Annotated in this window: 25 protein-coding genes, 1 other RNA gene and 4 pseudogenes; 18 read left to right on the top strand and 12 right to left on the bottom strand. The window is 64.2% G+C overall.

What is annotated here, in order from left to right:
- Positions 1–38: 38 nt before the first annotated feature.
- A pseudogene (locus EGH24_RS06990) lies at positions 39–860 on the bottom strand (MBL fold metallo-hydrolase); the annotation flags it as partial.
- An 18-nt stretch (positions 861–878) separates the two neighbouring features.
- Positions 879–2,315 (bottom strand): annotated as a pseudogene (locus EGH24_RS06985) (ATP-binding protein).
- Positions 2,316–2,776: 461 nt separating this feature from the next.
- Between EGH24_RS06985 and EGH24_RS06980 the strand changes: the two are divergent.
- Positions 2,777–3,439 (top strand): molybdenum cofactor guanylyltransferase, encoded by a 663-nt coding sequence (locus tag EGH24_RS06980; RefSeq protein WP_142979457.1) that lies wholly within the window; start codon positions 2,777–2,779, stop codon positions 3,437–3,439.
- Positions 3,440–3,456: 17 nt separating this feature from the next.
- Here the strand turns inward: EGH24_RS06980 and EGH24_RS06975 are convergent, their stop codons facing one another.
- The 3 genes from EGH24_RS06975 to EGH24_RS06965 form a co-directional block, all read right to left on the bottom strand.
- Entirely contained in the window at positions 3,457–3,915 is a 459-nt protein-coding gene (locus EGH24_RS06975) for a DUF4870 domain-containing protein (protein WP_142979456.1), read from the bottom strand.
- Positions 3,916–3,979: 64 nt separating this feature from the next.
- Complete coding sequence (locus EGH24_RS06970; protein ID WP_142979455.1) at positions 3,980–4,885, bottom strand: MBL fold metallo-hydrolase; 906 nt, start codon at positions 4,883–4,885, stop codon at positions 3,980–3,982.
- The gene (locus EGH24_RS06965) at positions 4,885–5,454 is read right to left on the bottom strand and encodes a cysteine hydrolase family protein (RefSeq protein WP_142979454.1); all 570 of its coding nucleotides are present in this window, start codon (positions 5,452–5,454) and stop codon (positions 4,885–4,887) included. Before EGH24_RS06965 ends, EGH24_RS06970 begins: the two co-directional genes overlap by 1 nt.
- Positions 5,455–5,540: 86 nt before the next feature.
- Here EGH24_RS06965 and EGH24_RS06960 point away from each other — a divergent pair, with 86 nt between their 5' ends.
- Positions 5,541–7,043 carry an Hvo_1808 family surface protein gene (locus EGH24_RS06960; RefSeq protein ID WP_142979453.1) on the top strand — a complete coding sequence of 501 codons (1,503 nt, stop codon included), beginning with the start codon at positions 5,541–5,543 and terminating at the stop codon, positions 7,041–7,043.
- 57 nt (positions 7,044–7,100) lie between these two features.
- On the top strand, positions 7,101–8,273 hold the full coding sequence (locus tag EGH24_RS06955; RefSeq protein WP_142979452.1) for a nicotinate phosphoribosyltransferase: 1,173 nt from the start codon (positions 7,101–7,103) through the stop codon (positions 8,271–8,273).
- 20 nt (positions 8,274–8,293) lie between these two features.
- On the opposite strand, the gene EGH24_RS06950 is transcribed toward EGH24_RS06955, so the two are convergent.
- The gene (locus EGH24_RS06950; protein ID WP_142979451.1) at positions 8,294–8,896 is read right to left on the bottom strand and encodes a TIGR00296 family protein; all 603 of its coding nucleotides are present in this window, start codon (positions 8,894–8,896) and stop codon (positions 8,294–8,296) included.
- 118 nt (positions 8,897–9,014) lie between these two features.
- On the opposite strand from EGH24_RS06950, the gene rnpB reads away from it, so the two are divergent.
- Positions 9,015–9,380, top strand: an RNA gene (gene rnpB / locus EGH24_RS06945) — RNase P RNA component.
- A gap of 33 nt (positions 9,381–9,413) precedes the next feature.
- Here the strand turns inward: rnpB and EGH24_RS06940 are convergent.
- The 3 genes from EGH24_RS06940 to EGH24_RS06930 are packed head-to-tail and all read right to left on the bottom strand — an operon-like array spanning position 9,414 to position 12,629.
- Entirely contained in the window at positions 9,414–10,319 is a 906-nt protein-coding gene (locus tag EGH24_RS06940) for an ABC transporter permease (protein WP_142979450.1), read from the bottom strand.
- Positions 10,320–11,234: an ABC transporter ATP-binding protein gene (locus EGH24_RS06935; protein ID WP_142979449.1), complete on the bottom strand. Its 915-nt coding sequence runs from the start codon at positions 11,232–11,234 to the stop codon at positions 10,320–10,322. It lies immediately after the preceding gene.
- Complete coding sequence (locus EGH24_RS06930; protein WP_142979448.1) at positions 11,235–12,629, bottom strand: hypothetical protein; 1,395 nt, start codon at positions 12,627–12,629, stop codon at positions 11,235–11,237.
- Positions 12,630–12,761: 132 nt separating this feature from the next.
- On the opposite strand from EGH24_RS06930, the gene EGH24_RS15300 reads away from it, so the two are divergent.
- From EGH24_RS15300 to EGH24_RS15295, 10 genes and pseudogenes are all read left to right on the top strand, one after another.
- The gene (locus tag EGH24_RS15300; protein ID WP_185903264.1) at positions 12,762–12,902 is read left to right on the top strand and encodes a hypothetical protein; all 141 of its coding nucleotides are present in this window, start codon (positions 12,762–12,764) and stop codon (positions 12,900–12,902) included.
- A gap of 12 nt (positions 12,903–12,914) precedes the next feature.
- Positions 12,915–13,049, top strand: a pseudogene (locus EGH24_RS15935) (hypothetical protein); the annotation flags it as partial.
- Entirely contained in the window at positions 13,029–13,586 is a 558-nt protein-coding gene (locus EGH24_RS06925) for a transcriptional regulator FilR1 domain-containing protein (RefSeq protein ID WP_142979447.1), read from the top strand. The pseudogene EGH24_RS15935 and the gene EGH24_RS06925, both read left to right, overlap by 21 nt.
- A gap of 65 nt (positions 13,587–13,651) precedes the next feature.
- Positions 13,652–14,551 (top strand): tRNA pseudouridine(38-40) synthase TruA, encoded by a 900-nt coding sequence (truA, locus tag EGH24_RS06920; protein ID WP_142979446.1) that lies wholly within the window; start codon positions 13,652–13,654, stop codon positions 14,549–14,551.
- A 24-nt stretch (positions 14,552–14,575) separates the two neighbouring features.
- Positions 14,576–16,390 (top strand): annotated as a pseudogene (gene pepF / locus EGH24_RS06915) (oligoendopeptidase F).
- Positions 16,391–16,485: 95 nt separating this feature from the next.
- Entirely contained in the window at positions 16,486–17,709 is a 1,224-nt protein-coding gene (gene pan2, locus EGH24_RS06910) for a proteasome-activating nucleotidase Pan2 (RefSeq protein WP_142979445.1), read from the top strand.
- A gap of 117 nt (positions 17,710–17,826) precedes the next feature.
- Positions 17,827–18,306, top strand: a complete 480-nt coding sequence (locus tag EGH24_RS06905) for a pyruvoyl-dependent arginine decarboxylase (protein ID WP_142979444.1) — start codon at positions 17,827–17,829, stop codon at positions 18,304–18,306.
- 73 nt (positions 18,307–18,379) lie between these two features.
- Positions 18,380–18,748 carry a DUF5811 family protein gene (locus EGH24_RS06900; protein ID WP_142979443.1) on the top strand — a complete coding sequence of 123 codons (369 nt, stop codon included), beginning with the start codon at positions 18,380–18,382 and terminating at the stop codon, positions 18,746–18,748.
- Between the two features lie 74 nt (positions 18,749–18,822).
- Positions 18,823–20,298: a lipase maturation factor family protein gene (locus tag EGH24_RS06895; protein WP_142979442.1), complete on the top strand. Its 1,476-nt coding sequence runs from the start codon at positions 18,823–18,825 to the stop codon at positions 20,296–20,298.
- Between the two features lie 66 nt (positions 20,299–20,364).
- On the top strand, positions 20,365–20,535 hold the full coding sequence (locus EGH24_RS15295; protein ID WP_185903263.1) for a hypothetical protein: 171 nt from the start codon (positions 20,365–20,367) through the stop codon (positions 20,533–20,535).
- 19 nt (positions 20,536–20,554) lie between these two features.
- Here the strand turns inward: EGH24_RS15295 and EGH24_RS06890 are convergent, their stop codons facing one another.
- Positions 20,555–21,262: a helix-turn-helix domain-containing protein gene (locus EGH24_RS06890; protein ID WP_142979441.1), complete on the bottom strand. Its 708-nt coding sequence runs from the start codon at positions 21,260–21,262 to the stop codon at positions 20,555–20,557.
- A gap of 87 nt (positions 21,263–21,349) precedes the next feature.
- A complete protein-coding gene (locus tag EGH24_RS06885; RefSeq protein WP_142979440.1) occupies positions 21,350–21,787 on the bottom strand; it encodes a pyridoxamine 5'-phosphate oxidase family protein in 438 nt (145 codons plus the stop codon).
- A gap of 123 nt (positions 21,788–21,910) precedes the next feature.
- Between EGH24_RS06885 and EGH24_RS15290 the strand changes: the two genes are divergently transcribed.
- Together EGH24_RS15290 and EGH24_RS06880 are read left to right on the top strand one after the other, a co-directional pair.
- A complete protein-coding gene (locus tag EGH24_RS15290) occupies positions 21,911–22,087 on the top strand; it encodes a DUF7534 family protein (RefSeq protein ID WP_185903262.1) in 177 nt (58 codons plus the stop codon).
- 52 nt (positions 22,088–22,139) lie between these two features.
- Complete coding sequence (locus EGH24_RS06880) at positions 22,140–23,654, top strand: replication factor C large subunit (RefSeq protein ID WP_142979439.1); 1,515 nt, start codon at positions 22,140–22,142, stop codon at positions 23,652–23,654.
- Positions 23,655–23,675: 21 nt separating this feature from the next.
- Here EGH24_RS06880 and EGH24_RS06875 read toward each other — a convergent pair whose 3' ends face one another.
- On the bottom strand, positions 23,676–24,548 hold the full coding sequence (locus EGH24_RS06875; protein WP_142979438.1) for a COX15/CtaA family protein: 873 nt from the start codon (positions 24,546–24,548) through the stop codon (positions 23,676–23,678).
- A 104-nt stretch (positions 24,549–24,652) separates the two neighbouring features.
- Here EGH24_RS06875 and EGH24_RS06870 point away from each other — a divergent pair, with 104 nt between their 5' ends.
- Positions 24,653–25,777 (top strand): M24 family metallopeptidase, encoded by a 1,125-nt coding sequence (locus tag EGH24_RS06870; protein WP_142979437.1) that lies wholly within the window; start codon positions 24,653–24,655, stop codon positions 25,775–25,777.
- Positions 25,778–25,844: 67 nt separating this feature from the next.
- The gene (locus EGH24_RS06865; RefSeq protein ID WP_142979436.1) at positions 25,845–26,954 is read left to right on the top strand and encodes a DUF7544 domain-containing protein; all 1,110 of its coding nucleotides are present in this window, start codon (positions 25,845–25,847) and stop codon (positions 26,952–26,954) included.
- Positions 26,955–26,966 lie beyond the last annotated feature (12 nt).

Below are 26,966 nucleotides of genomic sequence, written 5' to 3'. Positions count from 1 at the left end.
TCGGTCGCCGTATCGAGCCGCGTCACACCGCTGGCGTCGAGGCGATACTGTTCGCCATCCACCGCCAGCGGTTCCTCGAAGGCCTCCTCGGCCGGATAGTAGTGAGCCGTATGCACCAGCCGCGTCACATCGGCGTCGAGTTCGGCGGCCATCGCCAGCGCGCCCTCGCGGGTCATGTGCTTCGTTCCGAAGCTTTGCGGGACACCGCTTTCGTCGTGGTCGCTGCCGCCGAGCGGGTGGCGCTCACAGAGTGCGGCCGGCACGATGGCGTCGGCGAGAAACAAGTCGGGATCGCGGAGTCGCTCACGGGAGTCGGCGGGCACGTCGTAGCTGGTATCGCCTGACAGCGAGAGTTTTGCCCCTGTTTCGGGGTCGACGACGACGAGCCCGTAACAGAGCAGCGGCGGGTGTTCGACGGGGACGAGCGTGAGTTCGAGTCCACAGACCTCGATTGGGTCCTCCGGCGTCACGTCGTGAACCGCCACCCGGTCGAGGTAGTCGTACTTCCGGCGGACTGTTTCGGCGACGGACTCTCCGGTCGCTGGGTCGACTTCGTTGGCGGCGTAGACGGGCAAAGAGTCGAAGACGCGATAGGCGTTGCCGAGGCCGTCGAGGTGGTCGAAATGGATGTGGGTGACGACCGCTGCATCGGGTAGCGGCACGTCCCACATGAGGAACTGCTGGCGGAAATCCGGGCTCAGATCGATGAGAACCGACTCGTCGGTGCGTTCGTTTTCGATGTGGACCGAAAACCGGCTGCGCTCGACGCCGCGGGCACGAGCTTCGGTACAGGTGTCACACTCACAGCCGACGGTCGGCGTCCCCGTCGTGTCGCCGGTGCCGAGAAGGGTGACACGCATGCTCATCCCGTGTGGCTCCTACTGTGGTGGGGTTTCGGCGTCGCTCGCCTCGCCGTGGTCGGCCTCGCCGTCGTGGTCGTGATCGTGGTCGTCGTGGTCGTGGCCGTCCGTGCTTCCGGTGAGGGCCGCGCCGTCGCCGTCGATCATGTCCATGTTCTTGAGATTATCGCGCTCCTCGAAGTCTTCGACGGCGGCGATCAGATCTTCCTGTGTGAGTTCGGTCCGCTCCTCGGTGAGAGCCTCCAAGACGGCCTCACGGAGCACCATTCGGAGATCGCTGCCGGTCAGGCCCTCGGTGTGTTCGGCGATGATTTCGGGATCGAAACCGTCTATCTCCATCGGTTTGGTGATGACTTCGAGGATGTCAGCCCGCATCCCACTATCGGGTTTCGGGAAGTTGACGATCTCGTCGAAGCGTCGCCATGCCGCGGCGTCGAGTTGGTCGGGGTGGTTAGTCGCGCCGATCAGGAGTACGTCGTCGCGGATCAGCGAGATGTCGTCGATCGACTTGAGCAGCGTGTTGACTGCCCGCTTCAGTGCGGCGTGTTCGTCGCTGCGGCGGGTCTTGGCGACCGAATCGAACTCGTCGATAAAGAGGATACACGGCGAAAGTCGCTTGGCGACCTCGAAGGTCTTCTCGACGTTTTTCGCCGTCTCGCCGAGGTACTGACTGGTGATCATCGAGAGTTTGACCTCGACGAACGGCAGGCCGAGTTCGTGAGCCAGCGCGCGGGAAATCGTCGTTTTGCCGGTCCCCGGCGGGCCGACGAAGAGGAGTTTNCCGATCTCNCGCAGGCCGATNNNNGCGAGNTANTCGCGGTGCTCGATGGCCTTNACGANCTTCTNNATTTCNTCNTCNTGNTCGGTNGTNAGNACGAGNTCGTCGAGGNTCATCTCGATCTCTTCGGGGGCGCGCACCGACACGAGATCCAGCATCTCGGCGTCGTCGTCCTCGTCGAAATACTGCGAGAGCAGTGCGTCGATCCAGACGCGGTCGGCCTGAATCGGGCGGTTGTTCTGGCGGGCGTCGTCGTAGGTGACGGTCACGCCCTCCTCGTCTTCGACGGCGTGAGCCATCGTCGGGTTCGTCACCAGCCGCTCGTCGTCAGCACGTTCGAGGTACCACTCGATGGCCATCTCCGGTTGGGTAATCGAGATCTCGCCCGAGAACTCCTCGCGCTGGGTAAACAGTAGGTCCGAAATCGCGTCCCACGGGCGTTCGACGCCGGTGGCCGTTCGGGCGACCGACTCGGTCGCACGTAGCGGACGGTTAATCTCTCCCGGCGGTAACGGCTCGTCGTCGGGAGCTTCTTGGTCGGTGTCCTCGTCGGTCCGGTCGGTCCAAAACACCTGACGAAAGCGGGGCGGGAGGTCGTTTTCGTCCAACGAGCGCGTCTCGTTGTACAGGTGTGTCGTGAGGACGCACTCGACCACGTCCAGTGCCAGGTCACTCATCCCACATACCTTCTGCCTAAGTTCGCTTAAGAGCGTCGAAGCCACGACTGTCTCGATACGGATCGAGCCATCTGACACTGAAATTTAATACGAAATTTTATAACTACGTTGCTTACCAGAACAAACGATTGCTATCGTCTGAATTAACCCGCTGTCTTCGGATATAATGGCCTTATATTTGAATATAAACCGAACGCTTGCGGATTCAGAATACGAAAATCATCTAAACGTTAATGATTAGGGTTTTCAAACAGCGAATAGACAGTATAAAATGGATACAGGTGAAATCACCAGTGTTTTATCGGATACTATCTGACAAACGGTCATCCATGAATCGAGATCGTATCGGCGGGGTGATCCAGTGAGCACGACCGATCGTCCAGTCACCCAGCGTATCGGCACGTCCGCACCGACCGCTTCGGACTCACCCCAGAGCAAGCCACAGCATCGAGCACCCAGCCATGTCGCTGCCGAGTGAGACCTCCGCGACGGACGTGGCGGCGGACACCGGCCGCGCCGGGATCATCCTCGCCGGCGGTCGCTCCGAGCGGTTCCCGACGATCGATAAGGCCCTCGCTCCGCTGGACGGCCAGCCACTCATCCGTCACGTCGCCGGGAATCTCGCGCCCGTCGTCGATGATCTCCTCGTCAACTGCCGGCGCGACCAACGGGATGCCTTCGCCGACGCGCTCGACGATTTCGAGCCGACGTTTGCTATCGACCCTGTCCCCGACCGCGGGCCACTCGTCGGCCTGCGAACCGCGCTTGCCGAAACGACGGCGACGTATGCGGCTGTGATCCCCTGCGACATGCCGTCGTTGCCGGCGGCGTTCATCGAGTACCTGCTGTCGCGGGCCGAAAACCGAACGGGAGCAGTCCCCCGCGTCGATGGCCGTGTTCAGCCCGTGCCGGCCGCACTCCACGTTCGCGCAGCGACGGCTGCTTGTGAGGAGGCTCGTGAGCAACACGCTGACCGCCTCGATGAGTTGCTACCACTGCTCGATCCGTTCGTCGTCCCCGAGCGCGTGGTGCGGGCGCACGTCGATCCTGACGCCTTCGCCAACATCAACACCCACGAGGATCTGGCAGCCGCTCGCGGTCACGGTCCTCGTGCCGACCAGTAGCGACCTCGAGCCCGCTGTTAGCTCTCCCGCTCGATCAACTCCGGTGCGAAGGGATACGGCCACGCGTCGCCGACGACGGCGTTGATCGTCGCCACGATCGAAAACACGATCGTGAGTAGGCCCGCGACCAGCGTCAGGACGAAGAAGACGACGCCGATGGTTCCGACGACCGCATCGATCGGTGCCGGCAGCAACGACCAGCCGACGGTCTCGCTGCCGTCGACGATGCCAGTATGGCCGAGGACGAACAGCCCGCCCGTGACTGCGGCGAGGCCGAACACGGAGAGATGCCAGTTCAACGCGTTGCGGGCGTTGGCTCTCGTGAACGGTCGATCGGCGACCGCATAGACCAGCCCGGCGATCAGAAAGCCGACGCCGAAAACGCCGAGAAACGTGATCGGATGAATCAGAATTCCACCCAGCGACGGCTCGTCGCTGTTCTCTGATCCGTCAGTTGTGGTCGTCTCAGGTGGCATGGGAATCAGTGTGAATACTGGAGCGACTCGATTGGGTGACGGTGATGTCGCCGAGGGTTATAATTCAGTCGCCGTCGACGCGGCCCTGATCCAACGCACTGAGAACGCCGCGGACGTTGAGCCGGGTTTCGGCCCACCCTTTCTCAGTGCCCCAGATTTCGGTCAGCTCGGTGTTGGTGACGAAGTAATCGATGACTGCCTCGTCGTCGGCGTGGCGGTCGCGCTGCTCGCGGACCGCCTGCACCCACTCGACGAGCGTTCGCTTGTAACCGTCGAGCAGTCTTTCGTCATAGCTCCGCGGCCCGAAGTGGGCGAAACACAGCGTTTCGGGGTCGAGCGACTGAATCATCGACACGTCGTCGAGACACCCCTGTACGTCGAACTGCGGTGGCGGCGACGTGACGCGAATCTCGTCGCGGTCGGCGACGTAGATGCCGGCGGCATCGCCGGTGAAGACGATCCCGTCGGTTTCGAAGACGAGTTGGTGCGGCGCGTGGCCCGGGGCTTCGTGCGCCGTGAGCGTCCGCCCGCCGAGATCGATTTCGTCGCCATCTGTGAGTCCGTCGATCCGCTCTTCGGGCACCGGTTTCGGCTCGGTGTAGTAGGGCCACATGTCGCCGACGGCGGCCTTCGTTCCCTCGATTAAGCGACTGGGATCGACGAGGTGGTCGACGCCGCGTTCGTGGACCAACACTTCCGCGTCGGGGAACGCTTCGGCGAGAAAGCCCGCGCCGCCGGCGTGATCGAGGTGGACGTGGGTCGGCAGAACGTAGCTCAGTGAGTCGATGCCGAGTTCATCGAGCGCGTCGAAGATGCGTTCGCGGTTGGTGCCGATGCCGGTGTCAATGACTGCCGGTTCGTCGGTATCGAAAATGTAGACCGCGCCGTAGCCAGCGACATCGTACATCCCGGTATCGACGTAGTAGATGTCCGAGGTGTCGGGAACCGCTTCGAGATCACCGGGGGCCATCAGAACGACAGCTCCTCGCTGGTCGTGACTTCGCCAAAGAGGAAGTCACAGTGATCGACCGCGTACTCGCGGTCGTCTTCCTCGATGTAGCCCAGCGCGTCCTCGATAACGACCGGCTTGAAATCGCGGACGCCGGCACTCCCGGCGGTGTGGAACACACAGACGTTAGCGAGCGTGCCACAGATCAGGAGGTCGTCGATGCCGTGGGCCTGTAGCCAGCCCTCTAACTCGGTTTGATAGAAGGCGTCGTAAGTATGTTTCACGACGACGTGGTCGTCATCGGCGACGGGNAGGTCGTCGNNGANCTCNGCNTCCCACGACCCCTCGANGACGTGNTCNCCCCAGCGGTCGAACTCGTCGTAGTAGTGGNNNNCNTCGAACTGNTCNGGCGGGTGGACNTCCCGGGTGTAGACGACCGGCATGTCCGCGTCATGAGCGCGGTCGACGAGGTCGCCGACCGGCTCGATGGCATCTTCGCTGCCGGGGGCGTACAGCGAGCCATCCGGATGGCAGAAGCCGTTTTGCATATCGACGACGACGAGCGCGCTGCCGTTCGGATCGACGTTCATACCCGACGGTTGGGCTGCCGGCTTCTAAAGGTCACTGTCGTGGGGGGTCGAACAAAGTACTTGAACCACGAACCCCACCGACGAGTATGAAGCGTCCGGCGGTTGGCTGCTGTGTGCTGCTGTGCCTCGTCGTTGCCGCCCTCCCCGTCGCGGCCGCCGCACAGCCTGCTGATTCCGGGACTACAGTCCACCAAGCGGACGACCTCCTCGTTGACGACACGCTTGGCTGTGTCGACGGCGTTTGTCACGACGACCGCCTCAATTTCAGCCAAGCCGACGGGCTGACCGACCGGGAACTGGAGCTGCTGATCGACCGGTCGATGGCCCGTGTCGAGGTCATCCGCGGCGAGCGGTTCGAGTCCGACGTTCCGGTCCGCGTCACTGACACGGAGACGTTCAGCCGCGAACAGCTCTCGGCCAACGAGTCGAACCTGATGTTCAATCGCTGGAACGATCAGGTCTGGGAAGCCCTGTTCATCGTCGGCGAAAACAGCAGCAGCGAAACCGAGATCACCCAAACCCTGACTGGCTCGGTCAATGGTCTCTACAGCCCGCGAAACGACGAGATCATCATCGTCACCGAGAATCCTGACGCGCCGCGCATTAGCGAAAAGACGCTGATCCACGAACTCATGCACGCCCTCCAGGATCAGCGACACAACCTCGGATCCCCGCAGTTCGTCGGCGACACACAGGACGAAGACCTCGCCGTCACCGGGCTCTACGAGGGCGTGACAGGTTACGTCGAAGCCCGCTACGAGGAGCGATGTACCGACGGCCGATGGCGGTGTTTCGACGTGCGCCCACCGGGCGGCAGTGGCGGGCCGACCAACCGCGGCATCCTGACGACCGTCCTCCAGCCGTACTCGAACGGCCCGGCGTACGTCCATGAGATCGTCACCGAGGAAGGCTGGGACGGGATCGACGAGCAGATGAACGAGCCGCCGGAGACGACAACGGAGATTATCCACCGCGAGCCGGTCGAGCCACAGCCGATCGATCTCGCCGACACGGCGACCGGCGACTGGCAGCGGTATCCTGGCCAGGGACGCGACGGCGCGGAGGTCGCCGGCGAGGCCTCGATCTTCGTGATGTTCTGGTACCAAGCGGCGACCAACGGGGCCGACACCGTTGATCCCGAGGTCCTCTACGAGACGGGAGACAACCCCTACAACCGCCGGAACTACATCGCCGAACCGTCGGCTGGCTGGGTGAGCGACGAACTCTACCCCTACCGCCGCGGCGACGACGACGGCTACGTCTGGGCCCTCGAATGGGAGACCGCCGAGGACGCCATCGAGTTCCAGAACGCCTACGGTGAGATCCTCGCGGCCTACGACGCCAACGAGACCGCCCCCGGCATCTACGTCGTCGACGACGGCGGCTTCAGCGGGGCCTACGCGGTCGATGTCGATGGCACACGCGTGACGATCGTCCACGCGCCGACGACCGAGGGCCTGTTCGAACTCCGACCGGATCTCGACCCGGATGCGACAACTGATTCACTGCCGGGCTTCGGCATCGGGACCGCGCTCACTGCACTGGTCGCACTTGGCTCGGCCACGTTCGTCGCCCGCCGACGAAGCTGATCTCCCTTCGTTGTCGTCCCCACTGTTCTTTTTGTGGCACGACCCGAACCACGGCCTATGACCGATCTCGATTTCGATATTATTTCGCCCGAGGCTATCCGGAGCGGTCGGGCGACCGACGCCTACTTCGAGCGCACCGAGGCCGCGCTTGAACACGCCGACCGCAACCCCCACGTCGTCGCCGAGGTGACAGCCGATCAGTTCCCAACTGGCGAGTTCGAACTCCTCGCGGGCGTGAAAGACGCCGCCGCACTGCTGGCCGACCGCGCGGTCGATGTCGACGCCATCCCGCCGGGCAGATTCTTCGACGGTGGGCCAGTCATGCGAATCGAAGGGCCGTATCTCGAATTCGCACGACTGGAAACGTCGCTGCTCGGTTTTCTTTCGCATGCGTCGGGCATCGCCACCGCCGCGCGGCGGATACGAGCAGCCGCGCCCGACTCGCCGGTGCTCTCCTTCGGCGCGCGACACGTCCACCCCTCGATTGCGGCGATCGTCGAGCGATCCGCACTGCTGGCCGGCCTCGATGGCTTTTCGCACGTCGCTGCCGGTGACCGGATCGACCGCGAGGCCAGCGGGACGATGCCCCACGCCCTCCTGCTGTGTTTCGGCCGCGGCGAGCAGGAAGCCGCATGGCAGGCGTTCGACGCCGCCGTTGGCGACGCTGTCCAGCGGATCGCTCTCTGTGATACGTTCACCGACGAGGTCGATGAGACGCTCCGAGCGGCCGACGCCCTCGGTGACGCCCTCGACGGCGTCCGCCTCGACACGACGAGCTCCCGTCGCGGCGATTTCCGACATATCATCCGCGAAGTGCGGTGGGAACTCGCCGCTGCCGGCCACGATGACGTGGACATCTTCGTCAGCGGCGGGCTCGGCGTCGACGACCTCCGCGAACTGCGAGATGTCGCCGACGGCTTCGGCGTCGGCAGCGCGATCTCGAACGCCGACCCCGTCGATTTCGCGCTTGACATTGTTGAGATCGATGGCGAGCCGATTTCGAAACGCGGCAAGCTCTCGGGCGTCAAATCGGTGTATCGAACGCAGGATGGCAGCCACCACATCGGCCATCGCGCTGGCGACGCGCCGACCGACGGCGAGGCCCTGCTCGAACCGCTCCTTCGGGACGGCGAGGTCGTCGACGACTTCGATCTCTCGCTGTCGGGCGCAACCGAGCGAGCCGACCGCGACGCGTCGCTGGTCGGCTTTGGTGGGACGGACAGTCCGTAGAACGGTCGGGTCGCTCCGCGTTACAGGGCTTCGACGCTGCCGCCGTCAGGTCGCTCGCGGAAGACTTGGCCTTCGAAAAGAGTGATCATCGTTTCGTCGTCCTGCCATGCCATCGGTGAGACGTTGGCTTTCCGGCAGACAAGGGAGAGATACTTTTCCTTGCTCCAGTCCTGCTCGACTGGGAGTGTCGGATAGAGCCACGCGTGGTCGTTGCCGGTATCGAGGGCGACGCCGTGGGTTCCGAGTTCGATGTCGTCGAGCGGGTCGTTCGTCAGTACGGTATTACTGACGATGCAGACAGAAATCGAGAGGTCCGAGAGTTCTTTGGGGCCGATCTCCGAGCCGGCCGAATCCGACGAGGCGGCTTTGATCGCCGCGTCGACGATGGCGTGGCCGAGTTGGTCGTCGGTGCGATACGCGCCGGCACAGCCGCGGAGTTGGCCACGGCCACGGGTCGAGCAGATGCGGACGAACGCGCCGGTGCGTGCATAGAACGCATCACGCATACTCCCGGGATGTTCGCGCTGACCATGGAGAACATATGATTCAACCGCTTCACGTGCAAGTTCGACCGCTCGTGCGCCGTCATCATAACTCAGCTCAACGGCCTGTGCCTCGGACATACAGGTATGCATGGGCGGTACTGACTTGAATTCTTCCCATTCGTTGAGGGACAATTAGGCAGTGACTACGCGGCCACCGAACGCCTTATTTGTGCTATCCGCGTAGGAAAACCGGGTAGAGAGAGCCCGATCCCCGTGGGCGCGGTGCCAGCGGGCACCCCCATGAGGAAAGTCCCCCCACCGTTCGGACAGGTGACCGGGCGCAAGCCCGGAGTCGGAGACGGCTGGCTCTGAAACAGCAACGAGACCCCCTGCCCCGACCGATGAGACGCGCGAACCGACCCGTAAGGGAAGGGAGCTAACCCGTCGAGGGCTGCGGTGTCAACCGCGAAAACAGGCAGGAACGGATGGAACGGTGAATCCTCACCGGTGCAAGGTCGCGTCAGGCGGCCGGCGGCTCGCCGCTGGCTGCCGAGGTAGTCCGAACACGACGCGACTGCTCAGCCGAATGTCGGGTCGAAACAGAAGGGGGCTTACTCCTCTCAACCCGGATCAATTCGTGAGCGACCGCTCCAGATCAGACGTCCATTCGGCTGAACTCCCTGAGGCCGACGACGAACGCGACGAGGGTGACTGCAGTCAACAGCACAACCGACAGCACCAGGGGGAAATCGCTGCTGTATGCGAGCGTTTCCGGCACGTGCATCGGCGAGTCCGGTTGCTCGTAGACGCCTGCAAACGTCGCCATGAAGACCTGTGTCTCGGCAGGCAACCCGGCTCCGACCGTTTCGTGGAGGAAGACGAGGACGTTCGCCAAGTGGCGATTGGGATCGATGAGGTACAGCGCGAAGTCGTCGTAGAGGTCGAGATCGAAGAGATTCACCGTAATGAACACGAAGGTGAGTACGGGAATCACGAACCCACCGACGGCCGTTCTGAGTCGATCTTTCGTATAGACGGCCAACGCGAGACCGATCGCGGTGACGAGCGTGATACTGAACAGCCCGTAGGCCAGCGATCCGACCATCGAGCCGAAGACGCCGGCTCCGAGCGCGGCTGCCTCGACATCCGCGAACGAGTACAGCAGGACCGCCGAGACCAACAACCCAACGATCCCCATCAACAGCCCGTAGCTGACGATGCCGGCGAAGGTGCCGAGATACAGCTGCCACCGCTTGATCGGCTTGCTCAGCAGGATTCGCAACGTCCCCCGCTGGGATTCCGAGGCGATAGTGAGCGCACAGAAGACCGAACACACCGCCTGTAGCGGCATGCCGACCCCGAGGGTGTACGCCATAAACAGTGAGACGGTGTACAGTTCGGCCTCCTGTTGGAACAGCGGCGCGCCCTCGGTCAGCATGTTGTTCGATGTCCCGACCGCGAAGAACAGCGCGAACGTCACCAGCGGGACGAAATAGCCGACCAGCAGCTTCGGCCGTGCTAGGTCCGCTATCGTCTTCGCGTAGATCGTGGTGATCCGCATTCACGCACCCCCCTCGTCGATCATCTCAAGGAACGCCTCTTCGAGTCCGCCGGCACGTTCGATCGAGTACAGCCCCAAGCCAGCGTCGCCAGCGACCGCCGGCAGCGCGGTGGCGAACGCCTCCGGATCGTCAGTCCAGACCGTGAGCCCGCCATCGTCGGCCGGCTCTGTGCGGGAAACCGCCTCGTGTGTCGCCAGCAACTCCCCAAGCCGGTCGTCGTCGGTCGATTCGACGATGTAGGCCGTTTCGACGCTCTCCCAGACTTCTTCGAGCGGGCCCGTCATGAGCAGCTGGCCGTCGTTGATGACAGTCACCGTCTCGATGAACTGCTCCAACTCGGCGAGGATGTGGCTGCTGACGAAGACGGTTTTGCCCTCCTCGGTCAACCGCTGGAGGGCGTCGATGATGGCCGACCGGCCCTGCGGGTCGAGTTCGGCGGTCGGCTCATCGAGGATCAGTAGGTCCGGATCGTTGATCATCGCTTGGGCGAGGTTCAGCCGGCGTTTCATCCCGCCGCTGTAGCCGCCGATCGGTTGATTGGTCGCGTCGGCAAGCGAGAGCCACTCAAGGAGTTCGTCGACGCGCTCGGCGACCGATCCCTCGACGCCGGCGACCGTGCCAATGTATTTCAGGTATTGGTCGGCGGTCATCGAGTCGTAGAACACCGGGTCCTGTGGGGCAAACCCGATCCGTTCGCGGGCCGCGTGGGTGCCGGCGGGCTCGCCGCCGATGGTGGCCTCGCCGACCGTCGGGGTGATGTTGCCGACGAGCATCCCCATCGTCGTCGACTTGCCCGCGCCGTTGGGGCCGACGAAGCCGTGAATGGAACCCTCCTCGACCGTCAGGTCGATGCCCTGTACTGCCTGCTCGTCGCCGTAGTGTTTCGTCAGGTTTCGTGTCTCGATCATCGCCATCTATCGCCACCTCCGAAGCCGCCGTCCGCCGTACGGGACGAACAGCAGGAGTATCGACACCGCTGTCGCACCCAAGAGCATGATGTCTGCCGACGAGTCCTCGACGGTCCACCCCTCGCCATTTTGCTCGGCGTCGGAGTGCTGAGTGTCCCATGTCGAGGGGCCGGGATCGACCTCTTCGGGGAAGCTTTCAGCCGCATCAATCCAGCCATCGCTCTGTGTCTCACCGCTGTCGACGCCAACCGCGCTGGTCCCGCCGATAGCGAGGCGACCATCATCGAGCCACGCGGCTGCTTGGATGGTTTCGCGGGCGTTCCGGTCGCGCGGAACGAGGGTGCTGAACTGTTCGTCTCCGTCAGTATCGATCCGACTGAGCGTCCGCACGCTTACCTCTCGCCCCCCTGCTCTGGCGATCTGCCCGCCAGCCAGCAGGTAATCGTCGGCCGTCCGAACGACACTAGAGACGAACGTCGGACCATCGGAGTCGTACTGTTGTTGCCAGACGACATCGCCGTCGCTGCCGAGCTGGGCTGCCCAGGCGTCGAAGTTCTCCTCGTCGTCGTTTCCGCTGTTGCTCCCGCCAGCGAGAACGACGCCGTTGCTGTGTGCCGGCGCGACGTCGGCTACCCGCTCGGAGCCCTCCGACTCACCGACGCCGCTGATTTCCGTCCGCCACTCGGTATCGCCGTCGGGGGCCAGCCGGACCGCCGCGACCTCGGTATCGCCGTCGGTATCATCGCCGTCGAGTTCGCGCCCGATCTGGCCTGTGATAACGAGGCTGCCGTCGTTGAGTCGTTCACCCTGCGGGAAGACCGTCGATTGCTCGTATTCGAGCAGCCGATCCCAGCGGCGCTCGCCCTCGTCGTCGACGCGAACGGCCCACAGGTTCGAACTGTTGTACTCGGTGTCGTTTTGGAACGACTCGGTCGAAGCGAGGAGGTAGGTGTCACCGTGGGGCGCCGACACGGCGTCGAAGCCGACATCGCGTTCGTCGCCGCCGTAGCGTTCGGTCCACTCGATCCATCCCTCCTCGTTGATTCGGGTGAGGATCGCCACTTCGCCCCGTGTGCCGGCCGCGGCGTAGGCATCGGTATCGACGCGGCTGATGGATTCGAGTCGTCCCGAAACGGTCTCCTCGCTCACCACGTCGCCGGAGCTATCGAGGCGGACGACGAGTGTTTCCCGTCCGCCGCTCGTGATCACCAGCGCGATTAATCCACCCTCTTCGGTGCGGACGAGGTCACGGACCTGCTGGTTCCCGTCGATGGTGTCGGTTTCGTACAGCGTCGATACGTCCACCTCGCCGGCCGTGGCTTGTGCGGCGACCGGTGAGCTACCGGTGCTGAGCAAACACACGCACAGCAGTACCCCGATTGCGACCCCCTTCCATCGCATACCAGCCATTTTGAGCGGACGGTCGATGGTATACAGTATTATACTACTGGGTGCACACTGTGCATACCGTGCACAACAGGAGTGGGTGTGGTCGATCGGGTGGTGACCTAACGGTGCCAACGCCGGGCTCTCATGAGTGATCGGTCCTCGGCTACGGATCGCGTCGACCGAACGGCAGTTGAAGCCGTCCAGTTCCTGACGCGGGCCGAATCGCGGCTGGCGGTCATGCGCGAACTCGCCGAGCGGGACTACACCACACAACGGGAACTATGAGACGCGCTCGATGCATCCCGAACGACGGTCGCCCGTGCCCTCAACTCCTTACAGGACCGTGGTTGGATCGAACAGGCAACTGAGGGCTACTGTCTCACGACCACCGGAACACTAATCGCCTCGTCGGTGACTCAACTACTCGATACAGTCGCTACTACCGCAGAGCTATCGGCGTTCCTTCGATACGCTCCGATCGATGCGATCAATACCGACCTGCTGACGACGGCCGACGTGACGGTGACGACGCCCACCGATGCGGACCCGTACGCGCCCGCCCGAAAACAGACCGAAATCGTCCACCGTGCTGATCGGCTTCGCGTGCTCCTCCCGGCTACTGATCTGGAGTCGACGCGGGCGGTCACCGACGCTGTGACCGAAGACGGACTCGAACTGGAGAGCGTCGTCTCGCCGTCGGTCGCGGCGACGTTCGAAACCCCGGAGTTCAAATTGCTGGTCAGCGAGGGGATGTCGACTGGCCGATCGACGGTACTCGTGTCGCCGACTGAACTGCCATACTACCTCGGTTTGGCGGACGAAGAGGCCGTCCAGATCGGCGTCGCCGACGATGAGGGGATTCCGCGTGCGCTGCTTGAGACGACCGATGCCCGCGTTCGTCAGTGGGCCGAAGGCGTCTACAGCGAGTATCGGGATGCCGCCGAGGCCAGACAGACTGACGACTTCTGAGTCGGTGCCGTGGTTCGGCCACGCTTCCTGCATTGTTTTCACCACACAGCCGCGATGGACGCCAGATGCGCGCGTTTCGCCTCGCCTACGACGGCCGGCCGTTCTACGGCTTCCAGCGGCAGCCGTCGGTGCCGACCGTTGAAGGCGCGCTGTTCGACGCGCTCCGCGAGTTGTCGATCCTGCCACCGGAGGCTGACAAACCCACTGGCTACGCCGCCGCGGGCCGCACCGACGCTGGCGTTTCAGCGGTTGCTCAGACGGTCGCCTTCGAGTGCCCGGAGTGGCTGTCGCCGCGCGCGCTCAACAGCGAATTGCCGGCGACGATCCGAGCGTGGGCCAGTGCCGACGTTGGCGACGATTTTCATGCGACCCACGACGCGGCGCGGCGCGAGTACGTCTACCATCTCTACGCGCCCGAAGAAGTCGGTGACGACGGGCCAACTCCCGATGGTCGCACACTCGACGACCGCTCCACTATCGACGACGATCGCGCTGCCGATGCGGTCGCGGCCCTCAGCGGCCGCCACGATTTTCATAACCTGACGCCCGACGACACCGGAACTGAACGCGATATAACCGCCAGTATCGACCGCGACGGCGACGTGCTGGCCCTCACTGTCGCGGCCGGCGGCTTTCCGCGCCATTTCGTCCGCCGGTTCGTCGCCGTCGTGCAGGCCGTCGCCAGCGGCACCAAGTCGCTGGCGTGGATCGAGCGACTGCTCGGCGACGAGGCGGTCGATCCCCGGCCCCCGACAGCATCGCCCGAACCGCTGGTGTTGTCGGCGGTCGAATATTCTGGCGTCGACTTCGAGCGAGACCAGCAAGCCGCCGCCAGCGGTGTCGACGCTTTCGGCGAGCGCGCGCTGGATGCGTTCGTCGGCTATCGCGTGACGGCATCGATCGCTGACCGGCTCGCGGAGTCGTCGCCGGCGGGTTTCAGGGACGAACCGGAGGACAAGCTTTAGGCGCGCTGTCGGCCACCCTCCTGTATGAGTACGGTACCCGAGCGATCCGAGATCGCTGACCAACACAAGTGGGCACTCGGATCGATTTTCGAGTCCGACGAGGCGTGGGCCGAGCAGTTCGAAACGGTCTCCGAGCGGATCGAGGAGTTCGCGGCCTACGAGGGTCGCGTCACCGAGAGTCCCGAAACGCTGCTGGAACTCCTCCAGCTCCGCGAGGAGATCATGCGCGAGGTCGCCCAGCTATCCGTTTATGCGAATCTCCGGTCCAGCGAGGACACACGGAATCAAGAGTATCAGGCTCTCTCGGGGAAGGCCGAAGCACTCTCCTCGGAGGCTTCCAGCGCGACCTCCTACATCGAGCCCGAACTGCAGGAGCTGACCGAGGACGACATCGAGGCGTTCATCGACGAGGAGCCGGCCCTCACCGAGTACGAGCACTTCTTCGACGACGTGCTCCGCGCGAAGCCACACACGCGCTCGAAGGAAGTCGAGGAGTTGCTGGCGGAGTTGGGCGAGGTCACGTCGTCGCCGAGTGAGATCTACTCGATGTTGTCGAATGCGGATATGGCGTTTCCGACCGTCGAAGCCCCCGACGGCGAGGAAATCGAAATCAGCCAGGCCAACTTCACCACCCTACAGAAACACGAAGACCGGGCGTTCCGCCAACGAGTGCATGAGGCCTACTACGACGAGTGGGAGACCGTCCGCAACACCGTCGGTACGTCGCTGAAAAAGCAAGTGCGGAAGGATGTCAAGGTTGCTCGCGCCCGGAACTACGANACNGCCCGCGAGGCNGCNCTCGACGGCCCGAACGTCCCCGTCGAGGTGTACGACAACCTCGTGGAGACGGTGNACGACAACCTCGACGTGCTCCATCGGCACGNCGANNTNAANCGCGACNNCCTCGGCGTTGACGACCTCCAGATGTGGGACCTCTACACCTCGATCACCGGCGAGGAGGGGCCGGATGTCGAATACGAACAGGCCAAGGAGTGGATCATCGAGGCAGTCGAACCGCTCGGTGAGCCGTACCGCGATCGACTCGCTGAGGGACTCGATAGCCGGTGGGTCGACGTCTACGAAAACCGCGGCAAGCGGTCGGGCGCGTTCTCCTCGGGCACCTACGACACCCAGCCGTTCATCCTGATGAACTATCAGGACGACATCTCCTCGATGTTCACCCTCGCCCACGAGTTGGGCCACTCGATGCACTCCGAGCTCGCCAACGAGGCCCAGCCGTGGCACGACGCCGGCTACGACATTTTCGTCGCCGAAGTCGCCTCGACGGTCAACGAGACGCTGCTCACGCAGCACCTACTGGAGACCGTTGACGACGACGAACTCCGGCTGCACGTCCTCGACGAGTACCTCGAACGGTTCCGCTCGACGCTCTATCGGCAGACGATGTTCGCGGAGTTCGAACAGCAGATTCACGAGCGCGCCGAGGCCGACGAGCCGCTGACGCCGGATGTCTTCGACGAGCTTTATCGGAATCTCAAAGCCGACTACTACGAGCCGGCCGTCCTCGACGACCGGATTCAACGCGAGTGGCAGCGGATACCCCACTTCTACTACAACTTCTACGTCTATCAGTACGCGACCGGTATCTCCGCGGCCGTCGCCATCGTCGATCGGATTTTGGGTGGTGCAGATGCCAGCGATGACGCCGTCGATCGCGGCGCAGCCGCCGACTACCGCGAGATGCTGGCGGCGGGCGGCAGCGTCTATCCCATCGAGGCCCTCGAACTCGCCGGCATCGACATGACGACCGCTGAACCGATCGAATCAGCCCTCGGCGTTTACGACACGTATCTCAACCGGATCGACGACCTCCGCTGAGCTGTCGTTGTGGGCGTCTGACAGTAACCGTGGTACCACGGCACATTGCCCGGGACCCAAAGGCACATTTATGCGTAGACCAAATCACGTGTTGAATGTCACGTAGCCCGTCGATTCCCGACCGCCCCCGGCTGGATCTCGATCCGGAGATGTCGCCCGCCGAGCGGCTCTCCGCACTCCAGAAGCACTTCAAACGGCTGATGGCGGTCAACGAGGAACTCGAAACGCGGCTGGGGGAAGCGACCGACCAACGGATGGAGCTCCACGACGAAGTCAACCGGCTCAAGGAGCGCAACGAGACGCTGAAAACCGCCGCGCTCTACATCGCCAGCGTCGAGGAGCTAACCGACGACGGCAACGTCGTCATCAAACAGCACGGCAACAATCAGGAGGTCCTCACCGAGGTTACCCCTGAGCTGGAGAACGAACTCGAATCCGGCGACCGCGTCGCCATCAACGAGTCCTTCGGCATCCAGCAGGTCCTCGACGAGGAGACTGACGCTCGCGCTCAGGCGATGGAGGTCACCGAATCCCCCGACGTTGTCTACGACGACATCGGCGGGATCGACGACCAGATCACCGAAGTCCGCGAGGCCGTCGAAGACCCACTCGAAAACCCCGNGCNGTTCGANNNNGTCGGCATCGANCCNCCNNCNGGCGTGCTGCTGCACGGNCCGCCCGGGACGGGGAAGACGATGCTCGCGAAGGCCGTCGCCAACGAGACCGACGCGACGTTCATCAAGATGGCGGGCTCCGAGCTNGTNCANAANTTCATCGGNGAGGGCGCGCGGCTCGTCCGCGANCTNTTCNCGCTGGCCGCTGAACGCGAGCCGGCAGTCGTCTTCATCGACGAGATCGACGCCGTCGCTTCCCGCCGAACCGACTCGAAAACGTCGGGCGATGCGGAGGTCCAGCGAACGATGATGCAGCTGCTCTCGGAGATGGACGGCTTCGANGAGCGCGGCGACATCNNNNTNATNGCNGCNACCAACCGCTTCGANATGCTNGACGNNGCGATNCTNCGGCCCGGCCGCTTCGACCGCCTNATCGAGGTGCCGAAACCGAACGCCGAAGGCCGCGAACGGATTCTCGAAATCCACAGCGAGGCAATCAACGTCGATCCCGGCGTCGATTTCGCCGATCTCGCCGACGACCTTGAGGGCTACAGCGGCGCGGACATCGAGAGCCTCGTCACCGAGGCCGGGATGTTCGCCATCCGCGACGACCGGACGACCGTCACCCGCGCCGATATCGACGCCGCCCGCGAGAAACTCGACGACAACGAGACCGACAACGGCGTCGTGCGGTACCGGCACTGACGACTGCCGCGGCTACGTGACCCGTTTTCGTTTTCGACGCGCGATCCCCCCCTGCGTTCGCTCCGTCTCCAAGCCTGATCCGTAACCGATTACCCGTGTCGCCGCCGTGGTAGGGTAATGACGACGATCCACGTCGCCGGCGGGATCGGCCGCGCCCCAACGGCGATGGCGGCCTACGACGCCGCGCTCGCCGACGCCAACCTCCACAACTACAATCTGGTGGCTGTCTCCTCGGTGATTCCGGCCGACGCGACTATCGACGTCGTTGACACCGCCCCCAACCTCGGTCCGGCCGGCAACCGGCTGACGGTCGTCGAAGGGAAATCGGTTGCTGGTCCCGATGATGACGCGGAGACAGTTGCGACCGCTATCGCGTGGGCGACCGGGCCGGGACCGGGCTTGTTCTACGAGGCCTCGGGCACCGATCCCGAGGCCGTCGAACGCGAGGCTCGTCGCGGCCTCGACGCCGGCTGTGAACTCCGCGAGTGGGAGATCACCGACCGTGACGTACTTGTCTCCTCGGTTGCCGCCGACAGCGAGGGATACACCGCCGCGGTCGTGCTGGCGGCCTACGGCGACAGCGAGCCGATCTGCTGACCCTCGGCCGCCTGCAACATCGCCGTTGCCGACGCCTTTTTACCGCGTCCGGCCGTACTACGGGCGTCTTTCAATGAATGGAAACTATCCGGGGTCGGGGGCCGGGGTTGCTATCGACGATCACGCCGATGTCGAGCTGTCGGTCGGCCAAAAGCAGGCCCTCCGACACGCCGTCGCGTCAATCGTCGCCGAAACCGAGTCGTATCTCCCTGACGGCTACCACGTCGGCTCGGAACTCCAAGACGGCGGCCCAGCAGCCACCGTCGCGGTCGATCCGCCGGCCGGCCATCCGGTGACCGCCGGCTACACGCCGGACGTTGACGACCTCGAAGCCGGACTCGACGACGAGACCCAACGCGAGGTCGCCCAAGGGTTGGCAGCCAGTGCCGTCCTCCAAGTGATGGATGCCGTCGGCGACGGCATCACGCCGACAGCCCGATAGCTGCCGCGGTTTTCTGACGGTCGCAGTCACGGTTTTGCGGTACGTATTTGTCGGTCACGCCACCAGCGTCGCGTATGCTGCCGGAGACGGGGAGCTACTGGCTTGTCCGCTTCGTCTTCCAGCGCGGGCTCGCGCTTATTTACCTGCTGGCGTTTCTCGTCGCCGCCACGCAGTTCCGCCCGCTGGCCGGCGAGGATGGATTGCTCCCGATCGATGAGTACGTCGAAGGAACCACATTCCGCGAGCGACCCAGTCTGTTCTATTTCTTTCCGAGCGACCGCGCTATCGGTCTCGCGGCGTGGAGCGGTGTTGTCCTCTCGGCGGTCGCACTGCTGGCTGGGCCGTACTGGCTGCCGGCTCCCTACGCCGTGCCGGCGTCGATGCTGCTGTGGCTGCTGTTGTGGGGTCTCTACCAGTCGTTCGTCAACGCCGGTCGCGTGTTCTACGGCTACGGCTGGGAGTCGATGCTGCTGGAAACCGGGTTTCTCGCTGTCTTCCTCGGTGCCGGTCCGAGCCAGCCGCCCGTGGTCGTGATTTGGCTACTGAAGTGGCTGGTGTTCCGCAATATGTTCGGCGCGGGCCTGATCAAGATCCGCGGCGACGCCTGCTGGCGCGACCTGACGTGTCTCGATTACCACTACGAGACCCAGCCCATCCCGAACCCGCTGAGCTGGTTCGCGCATCGGTTGCCGGATCGGTTTCACCGGGTCGAAACGTTGGGAAACCACGTCGTCGAACTCGCGGTGCCCTTTCTCTACTTTGCTCCGCAGCCGTTCGCCGCGGTCGCCGGCGTAGCGACCATCGGGTTTCAGGGCTGGCTGATGCTCACTGGCAACTTCGCGTTCCTGAACGCGCTCACCATCGTCCAGTCGGTCGCGCTGTTCAGCGATGGCGTTCTGACATCCTTGTTGCCGATTACCGCGCCAGCAACGACGGCGACACCCGGGTGGTTGTCGGCGGCCTCGATCCTCCTCGCTATCGTCGTCGCCGCGCTCAGCATCCAGCCGACCGCGAACATGCTCTCGAAAACGCAGGTGATGAACACCTCCTTCGATCCGCTCAAACTCGTCAACACCTACGGCGCCTTCGGCTCGGTGACGACCGACCGCTTCCAACTGGTCGTCGAAGGGACGACGGCGAGCAATCCCACCGAGGGCGACTGGCAGGCCTACGAGTTCAAAGGCCAGCCCGTCCGCACCGACGAGCGACCGTCGCAGTGGGCGCCCTACCACCTGCGACTGGACTGGCAACTCTGGTTCGCGGCGATGCGGCCCCAACCCGGCCCGCGACAGCGGTGGTTCAAATCCTTCCTCGCGGCTCTCTTCGAGAACGACGCGGCGACGCTATCGCTGCTGGAATCAACCCCGTTCCCCGACGAGCCGCCGGAACAACTCCGCGTGATTCGCTACCGCTACCGCTTCACGACCCGCGACGAGCGCGCAGAGACTGGCGACTGGTGGCGACGCGAACGAGTCGGCACCTACGTCATGCCGGTGTCGGCAGCCGACTTGCGTACGGGTGGCATCGGGCGTCGCCGCCGGGTGTTCTGAGTCGGTGCCGCGTGGCTACGGAACGATAACATTCTCGTCGGTGCCGCGGCAACAACGACGCAAGCGATGGAACGGTTCGTCCTGTTCATCGTCGCCGGCGGCCTCGCACTCGTCGCCGGACTCTGGGGCGGGCAGATCGCCGATCCAGCCTCGCAGGCGTGGCTCGGCAGCGTTGCTGTCGCCGTCGTTGGTGTTCTTGCGCTCGCAGTTGGAATCAATAGCCAGATCGAATATTGAGCGTTGTCGCCGATCTTGCTCAGGCCAACTCTCGCAGATCAGCGAGGGCGTCTTCGAGATCGCGGGTCGAAGTCGCCAGCGAGAAGCCGTCGATCTCGGCGAGTGCGGGGGCGTGCTCCCAGAGGTCGTCGGCCTCGATCCCATGCAGGACGACCGCGTTCGGGGTCGGGGTGACGACGCGCATGGCGACCAGCGGCCCCTCGCCGCGACTGACGTTGGTAAAGACGAGCCCGCGATCGGTGCTCTGGCCGTAGAGTCGATAAAATTCCTCGTTGCTCAGGCGGGTGATCGTCTGGATACTGTTGATGACGGTGTGGCCGTTGACGTAATCCCACTTGCCTTCGCTGACTTCGGTGGCATCGAGTGCGTCGTAGAAATCCGACAACGGGAGTGCGGCCGGATACTCTCGGAGGTCGTGGACGATGTCGCTCTCGAACCCGGCCGACAGCACGCGGCCGTACTGCCGGATGTGGCTGCCGCCGCGGGACTCGTCCACATCGAGCAGGGCGGTGACCATACGCCGGACGATGCCGATTCCGGGGCTCTCCCGGCGGCCGCTCTCGTAGTCGGAAATCACGGAGGAAGAGACGTCGATCTGGGCGGCCAACTCCGTCTGGGAGATGTTGAAATCGGTGCGCCACTTCTTGAGCGTCGCGCCGGGGTCGTCGCTCAGCGTGATCTCCCCGGCGATCCGGTGGGAGAGGTCCTCACGGACTGTCGTCGTCATCGCGTACGCACGTCCCGGGTCATACCGCTTCTACCGGCGGTCTCGAAAAAAGGCTGTCGAACAGCGGCATAGACAGTTGTCGTACTGTCAGGCCTCTTTGCGTCCAGTGATCGATTCGGGGTCGAGCCGGTAGAGTTCGAACTCCAACTCGCCGGCCCGGCGGTCGTAGATCGTCACGTACGGGATGTCGATCTGGTGGATGCTCTGGGCGGCGGTGCCGGCGACTGCGGGCTCGGAGATTTCGGTCAACCGCCCGCGGGCGACGACGCTCCGCCACTTGCCGCCTTCGTCGTCGGTGACGACAAGCGATGCACGGACGCCGTCGTCGACGAACCGGCGTTTCTCGCTTTCCGGCGCGAAAGCGAGTCGGACGTAGAGGTCGCCGACGTCCTTGTCGTAGCCGTAGGAGATCGGCACCGAGTAGGGTTCGTTGTCGTCCGCGAAGGAAATCACGCCAACGCCGCCGGTATCAAGCAGCAGGTCGATCTCGTCGTCGCTGAGCGCGACGGACTTGGAGGTGGACATACCTCACCGTTGTGTTGGTGCCAGCATGAATCCACCGGCCAGTGTTCCGGTCCTCAGTTCTTCCAACGGCAGATATGACAAACTTCCGGCAGGACTATTCCGGTCGTTGGGTATGATACATCCGTGAACGAGTCCCCCCGACTGCAGTTCGTGGCAGTCCAGTCCCTCCTGATCATCCTCGGCTTTGCGATTGCCGCGCAGGTGTCACCGCCGGATGTCTACAGCCAGATCGTGAGCACTGTCGTCATCCTCGTCGTGACACTGCCGGTTTCGTACTGGATCGCCTACAGACGAGATTGATCGGGAATCGAGTCCCGCAACCTCTAAGCGAGCGACGGGTCACACTCGGATAATGGCTGATTGGACCGAAGTCTACCGCCCGACGACCCTCTCGGAGGTCCGCGGCAACGACAAAGCCCGCGACGCCTTCCACGAGTGGGCCACAACGTGGGACGACCACGGGCAGGCGGTCATCCTCTATGGCTCGCCGGGGGTCGGCAAGACCTCCGCAGCCCACGCGCTGGCCAACGACATGGGCTGGGAGACGGTCGAACTCAACGCCTCCGACCAGCGGACCGCCGACGTGATCGAGCGGTTCGCCGGACGCGCAGCGAAGAACGCGACGCTGGCCGGCAGCGCGAGCGGTGGCGGCGCGCGCGGCGGCGACACCGAGAGTCGCCAGCTGGTCATTCTCGACGAGGCCGACAACATCCACGGCAACTACGACCGCGGCGGCGCGTCAGCGATCACGAAGTTGGTCAAGGATTCCGGCCAACCCATCGTCCTCATCGCCAACGAGTTCTACGAGATGAGCCGCGGTCTCAGAAACGCCTGTGAGGACATCGAGTTCCGAGACGTGTCGAGCCGGTCTATCGTCCCCGTCCTCCGTGATATCTGTCGCCGCGAAGGCATCGAGTACGAACAGGACGCCCTCGACGCGATCGCCGAAACCAACGACGGCGACCTCCGTGGGGCGATCAAGGACCTGCAGGCCGCCGCGGAGGGACGGGAGTCGATCACGAAGGAAGATGTCGTCACCAGCGGCCGCGACCGCGCGATGGATCTCTTTCCGTTTCTCGACGCTGTCCTCAAGGAGGAGTCAGCCGAGGAGGCCCTCCAGTCGGCCTACCGCGTCGACGAGACGCCCGACGACCTGACGAAGTGGATCGAGAACAACCTCCTTGCGGTCTATGAGCCCGCCGAAGCCGCTCGCGCCTACGACGCCTTAGCCAACGCCGACCGCTGGCTGGGCCGCGTGCGCGCCACACAGAACTACAGCTACTGGCGGTATGCGACCGACAACGCTGCCGCCGGCGTCGCCGCCGCCCGCGACGGCACCAAAGGCGGCTGGACCCGCTACAGCCGCCCGCAGTTCTGGCCCGGCTCGAACGACACGGCCGACGACGTCTGCCAGCGGATCGCCGAGCGCGGCGGACTGAGCATCGACACCGCGCGCCGCGATGTGCTGCCCTTCCTGTCGGCGATGACCCACCACTGCAAACCGCGAGAACTGACGGTGGCGATGGCGGCGGCCTACGAACTCGACGAGGCGGCCGTCTCCTTCATCACCGGCAGCGGCGAGTCCACGAACAAGGTCGAATCCATCGTCGCTGACGCCGAGGAGTTGCGCGCAGAGGCGATCGAAGCCCACTCCGGCGGCGCGTTCGCTGGCGACGCACGAGAGGTTGACGCCGAAAACAAAGCAGGCGCGGACGGTAGCGACGACGCTGGACGCGAACACGAGACGACAGGCGACGACCGCGCGAGCGACACGGCCGGCGATGTCGCTGCCGACGACACCGGCGACGATGACAATCCCGGTGCTGACGAGGACGAGGATCAGGCCGGGCTCAACGACTTCATGTGAGAATCGCCGCTGCGGGGTTGCTCACTCGGATTGCTCGCTGCTGAGCCGCGTCGTCGCCGACGGCGTGTCGGTGTCGACCAGTCTCCAGAGGCCGGCGGCGACGAGGCCGATGACGGCCAGATAGAGCCCGAAGTTGAGGAGCTGTACGGTAGGCGTATAGACGATGAGATCACGGCCGATGAGCATTGTCACGAACACCACGCCGAGCGCGCTGCCCGCCAGCCGTCGACCCAGCGGATCGACATCCGCCAGCCAGTACATCGTCGCCAACAACGCGACGACGGCGACGAGCGAACTGGCATAATACCACGCCTGTGCGCCCGGCGAGTACTGTAGCAGTGGGACGCCGCGGCTGAACAGCCCGCTGACCACGAGCGCGCCCAGCGCGACGCCGAGAGCGCGCTTGCTTCGCAGCCGCGGCGGTCGCCGGTGGTGCTTTTCGTAGCCGTAGATCGTCGTCAGCGACAGCAGCGTGAAGATCGACAGCGCGACGATCAGGTGCGCCGCGTGCGTCGGCGCGGCGTACCCCCACGGGAGCAGCCCGTTGAGCGTGACCGTGATCGCGCCGATCGAGATCTGCAGCGGGAGCAACACGACCGCGCCGGTCGCCGCCAGCGTCGTCCGGCGGTCGCCGCGCCGCCACGCCCAGCCGGCCGTCCCGAGGATGAAGAAGCCGGTGATCATCGCCACTACGCGGTGGAACCACTCGATGAAATCGGGATTGATCGTCAGCGCGGGGATCAACTGATCCGAACAGAGCGGCCACTGAGCCTGACAGGCCAGCCCCGAGCCGGTCGCGGAGGTGTAGACGCCGAGGGTAATCAGCGACAGCGTGAGTGCCGTCGTCACCGCCGCAAACCGCCGAAAGCTGAGCCAGTTCGGGCGTCGAACCATTGGCTGAACGTCGGGCTGCTGGCTATTTAGACCTGTTTACACGGCTCCGAACCCACTGCGTTCGGGGGCTTCGGCTTCAAGTGGCTGCGGTCGAAGACTGGGATATGTCACCTGCGACACCGCCGCTGGCCGACCGGCGCGAGCGACTCGACGCCGCTCTCGCCGAGCGCGATCTCGAAGCCATCTGGTTCGCCCGTCCGAACAGTTTCACGTGGCTGACCGGCGGTAGCAATGTCGTTGACCGCGAGGGCTCGGTCGGCGTCGCCGCCGCCGGCTACGACCGCGAGGAAGGTTTCCGCGTCGTCACCGATACCATCGAAGCCCCGCGACTCCGCGATGAGGAGGTCCCCGCCGAGTTCACGATCGAAGCCGCCGACTGGTACGCTGACTCGCTGGCCGAGGCCGTCGCCGAGCGGTCGCCGACGCCCGCCGCAGCCGATTTCGATGTACCGGGGTTCGAGTCGGTCGATACCACGTCGCTCCGCCAGCCGCTGGCTGACGCCGATATCGATCGCTATCGATCGGTCGGTGCGGACGTTGTTGAGGCCCTCGAACTGATAGCTCGAACGCTCACCCCGGACATGACTGAATACGAGGTTGCCACCGACCTCCGAGCCGCACTCGAAACTCGGGACCTCGTCGCGCCGGTCGTCCTCGTCGGCGGCAGCGAGCGCGCCCAGCAGTACCGCCACTACACGCCGACAGACGCGACCCTCGGTGACTACGCGCTGCTGTCCGTGACGGCTCACCGCGGCGGACTGTACGCGAGTGCGACTCGAACGGTCGCCTTCGACGCGCCCGACTGGCTCGCCGAACGACACCGAACCGCTGCCGAGGTCGAGGTGTCGGCGTTGGCAGCGACACAAGAGGTAGCAGCCCGCGACGGCCCCGCTGGCGACGTGTTCGACGCTATCCAGGAAGCCTACGCGGCGGGTGGCTATCCGGACGAGTGGACCCACCATCATCAGGGCGGAGCCGCTGGCTTCGCCGGCCGGGAGTGGATTGCCACGCCCGACCACGCGGCCCGCGTCTTTGCGCCGATGGCTTACGCGTGGAACCCTACCGTGCAGGGCGCGAAAAGCGAGGGCACGGTACTGGTCACCGACGACACCATCGAGCCGTTGACGATGACCGAGGAGTGGCCGACGATCGACGTTTCAGCCGTCGATCCGGTTGCGGGCGACGCCACGCTCTCACGGCCGGCAGTGCTCGACCGCGGTTCTGACTAATTCGGTCACCCCTGCCGAATTTTTACCCTCCGAAACCCCTTTGAGTGCGTCGGAACTCGTCACTCATATGTCATGGCACGCGATCGATAGTGTCGACGAAGCGATCGAGGAAACTCGGTCGTTTCTGTCCCCGTTCACCCTCCGCCGCTGGCTGAAACTCGCCCTCATCTCGATCTTCGTCGGGACGGGCGGCGGCTCCGTGTTCAGTCTGTTCAACAGCGGTTCGTCGATCCCCTCCGACGACTCCTTCGGCAATGGATCGGCCGTCGGCAACGAGTCAGCCGGCGGCATGCCGATGGCCGGCGGGAATGAAACGATTCCCGGTGGGTTCCCCTCCGGCGAACTCCCTCCACCGTCCGAACTCCTCCATATGGCGTCGGAGGAACTCGTTCTTGTCGTCGCCATCGCCGCAGTCCTGCTCGGCATTGGCTTGGCCGTCGCGCTCCTCTCGGATATCCTCCGGTTCGTCTTCTACGACGACCTCCAGACCGACGAGGTGCGACTCATCGAGCCCGCCAAACGCCGATTCGGACAAGCCCTCCGGCTGTTCGGCTTCAAACTCGTCGTCCAACTGCTCACGCTGGCCCCGTTCGCGCTCATCGGCTACGTCGTTCTTACCGGTAGCGTACCGCTTGGCCCGGGAGCGTACGTCCTCATCGGCCTACTCGTGGCGGCGATCCTCCTCGTTTCGACGGTCGTGAGCCGGATCACCAGCGAGTTCGTCGTCCCGACAATGGTCATCACCGACAGCGGCGTCCTCGATGGGTGGCGGCGGTTCTGGCCCGTCCTTCGCGGCCAGCTTTCGCAGTTCGGTGTCTATCTCGTCGCCCACTTCCTGCTGCTGTTGGCGATCGGCATCGGCCAATCGATCCTCTCAGTACTCGTTTTCGGGCTCGTGCTCGTCATCGGTGCGGTGATTGGCCTCGTCGTCGTCTTCGGACTGTTCGGTGGGTTCGCTGCGGCGACAGCCTCGACCGCCGGGGTCGCCGTGTTGGTCGTGTTGGGTGGGCTGACGCTGCTGATCGGCTGGCTCCTGTTGCTGCCGGTCCAAATCGTCGTCTTGACCTACGTAACCAACTACGAGGTGGCGATGCTGGCGGCTTGCGACGAGGCCCTGCGTTTGCGTCCCGAGTCGGATTCAAGCGGGACCGACGACGCAGCCGCTGTGGTCGAATAGCTCGTTTCGAAC

This window comes from Halonotius terrestris (genome assembly GCF_006861665.1).
Taxonomy (GTDB): domain Archaea; phylum Halobacteriota; class Halobacteria; order Halobacteriales; family Haloferacaceae; genus Halonotius; species Halonotius terrestris.
The sequence above is the reverse complement of the archived record's forward strand: the minus strand, read 5'-3'. Positions and strand labels throughout refer to the sequence as shown.

Coding starts and splice junctions, on each gene's coding strand:
- EGH24_RS15300 (WP_185903264.1), top strand. CDS start 12,762: ATGAGTGATCGGTCCTCGGCTACGGATCGCGTCGACCGAACGGCAGTT.
- EGH24_RS06975 (WP_142979456.1), bottom strand. CDS start 3,915: ATGCCACCTGAGACGACCACAACTGACGGATCAGAGAACAGCGACGAG.
- EGH24_RS06900 (WP_142979443.1), top strand. CDS start 18,380: ATGAATGGAAACTATCCGGGGTCGGGGGCCGGGGTTGCTATCGACGAT.
- truA (WP_142979446.1), top strand. CDS start 13,652: ATGCGCGCGTTTCGCCTCGCCTACGACGGCCGGCCGTTCTACGGCTTC.
- EGH24_RS06905 (WP_142979444.1), top strand. CDS start 17,827: ATGACGACGATCCACGTCGCCGGCGGGATCGGCCGCGCCCCAACGGCG.
- EGH24_RS06895 (WP_142979442.1), top strand. CDS start 18,823: ATGCTGCCGGAGACGGGGAGCTACTGGCTTGTCCGCTTCGTCTTCCAG.
- EGH24_RS15295 (WP_185903263.1), top strand. CDS start 20,365: ATGGAACGGTTCGTCCTGTTCATCGTCGCCGGCGGCCTCGCACTCGTC.
- EGH24_RS06970 (WP_142979455.1), bottom strand. CDS start 4,885: ATGGCCCCCGGTGATCTCGAAGCGGTTCCCGACACCTCGGACATCTAC.
- EGH24_RS06865 (WP_142979436.1), top strand. CDS start 25,845: ATGTCATGGCACGCGATCGATAGTGTCGACGAAGCGATCGAGGAAACT.
- EGH24_RS06885 (WP_142979440.1), bottom strand. CDS start 21,787: ATGTCCACCTCCAAGTCCGTCGCGCTCAGCGACGACGAGATCGACCTG.
- EGH24_RS06890 (WP_142979441.1), bottom strand. CDS start 21,262: ATGACGACGACAGTCCGTGAGGACCTCTCCCACCGGATCGCCGGGGAG.
- EGH24_RS06960 (WP_142979453.1), top strand. CDS start 5,541: ATGAAGCGTCCGGCGGTTGGCTGCTGTGTGCTGCTGTGCCTCGTCGTT.
- EGH24_RS06980 (WP_142979457.1), top strand. CDS start 2,777: ATGTCGCTGCCGAGTGAGACCTCCGCGACGGACGTGGCGGCGGACACC.
- EGH24_RS06955 (WP_142979452.1), top strand. CDS start 7,101: ATGACCGATCTCGATTTCGATATTATTTCGCCCGAGGCTATCCGGAGC.
- EGH24_RS06950 (WP_142979451.1), bottom strand. CDS start 8,896: ATGTCCGAGGCACAGGCCGTTGAGCTGAGTTATGATGACGGCGCACGA.
- EGH24_RS06875 (WP_142979438.1), bottom strand. CDS start 24,548: ATGGTTCGACGCCCGAACTGGCTCAGCTTTCGGCGGTTTGCGGCGGTG.
- EGH24_RS06930 (WP_142979448.1), bottom strand. CDS start 12,629: ATGCGATGGAAGGGGGTCGCAATCGGGGTACTGCTGTGCGTGTGTTTG.
- EGH24_RS06940 (WP_142979450.1), bottom strand. CDS start 10,319: ATGCGGATCACCACGATCTACGCGAAGACGATAGCGGACCTAGCACGG.
- EGH24_RS06880 (WP_142979439.1), top strand. CDS start 22,140: ATGGCTGATTGGACCGAAGTCTACCGCCCGACGACCCTCTCGGAGGTC.
- EGH24_RS06935 (WP_142979449.1), bottom strand. CDS start 11,234: ATGGCGATGATCGAGACACGAAACCTGACGAAACACTACGGCGACGAG.
- EGH24_RS06870 (WP_142979437.1), top strand. CDS start 24,653: ATGTCACCTGCGACACCGCCGCTGGCCGACCGGCGCGAGCGACTCGAC.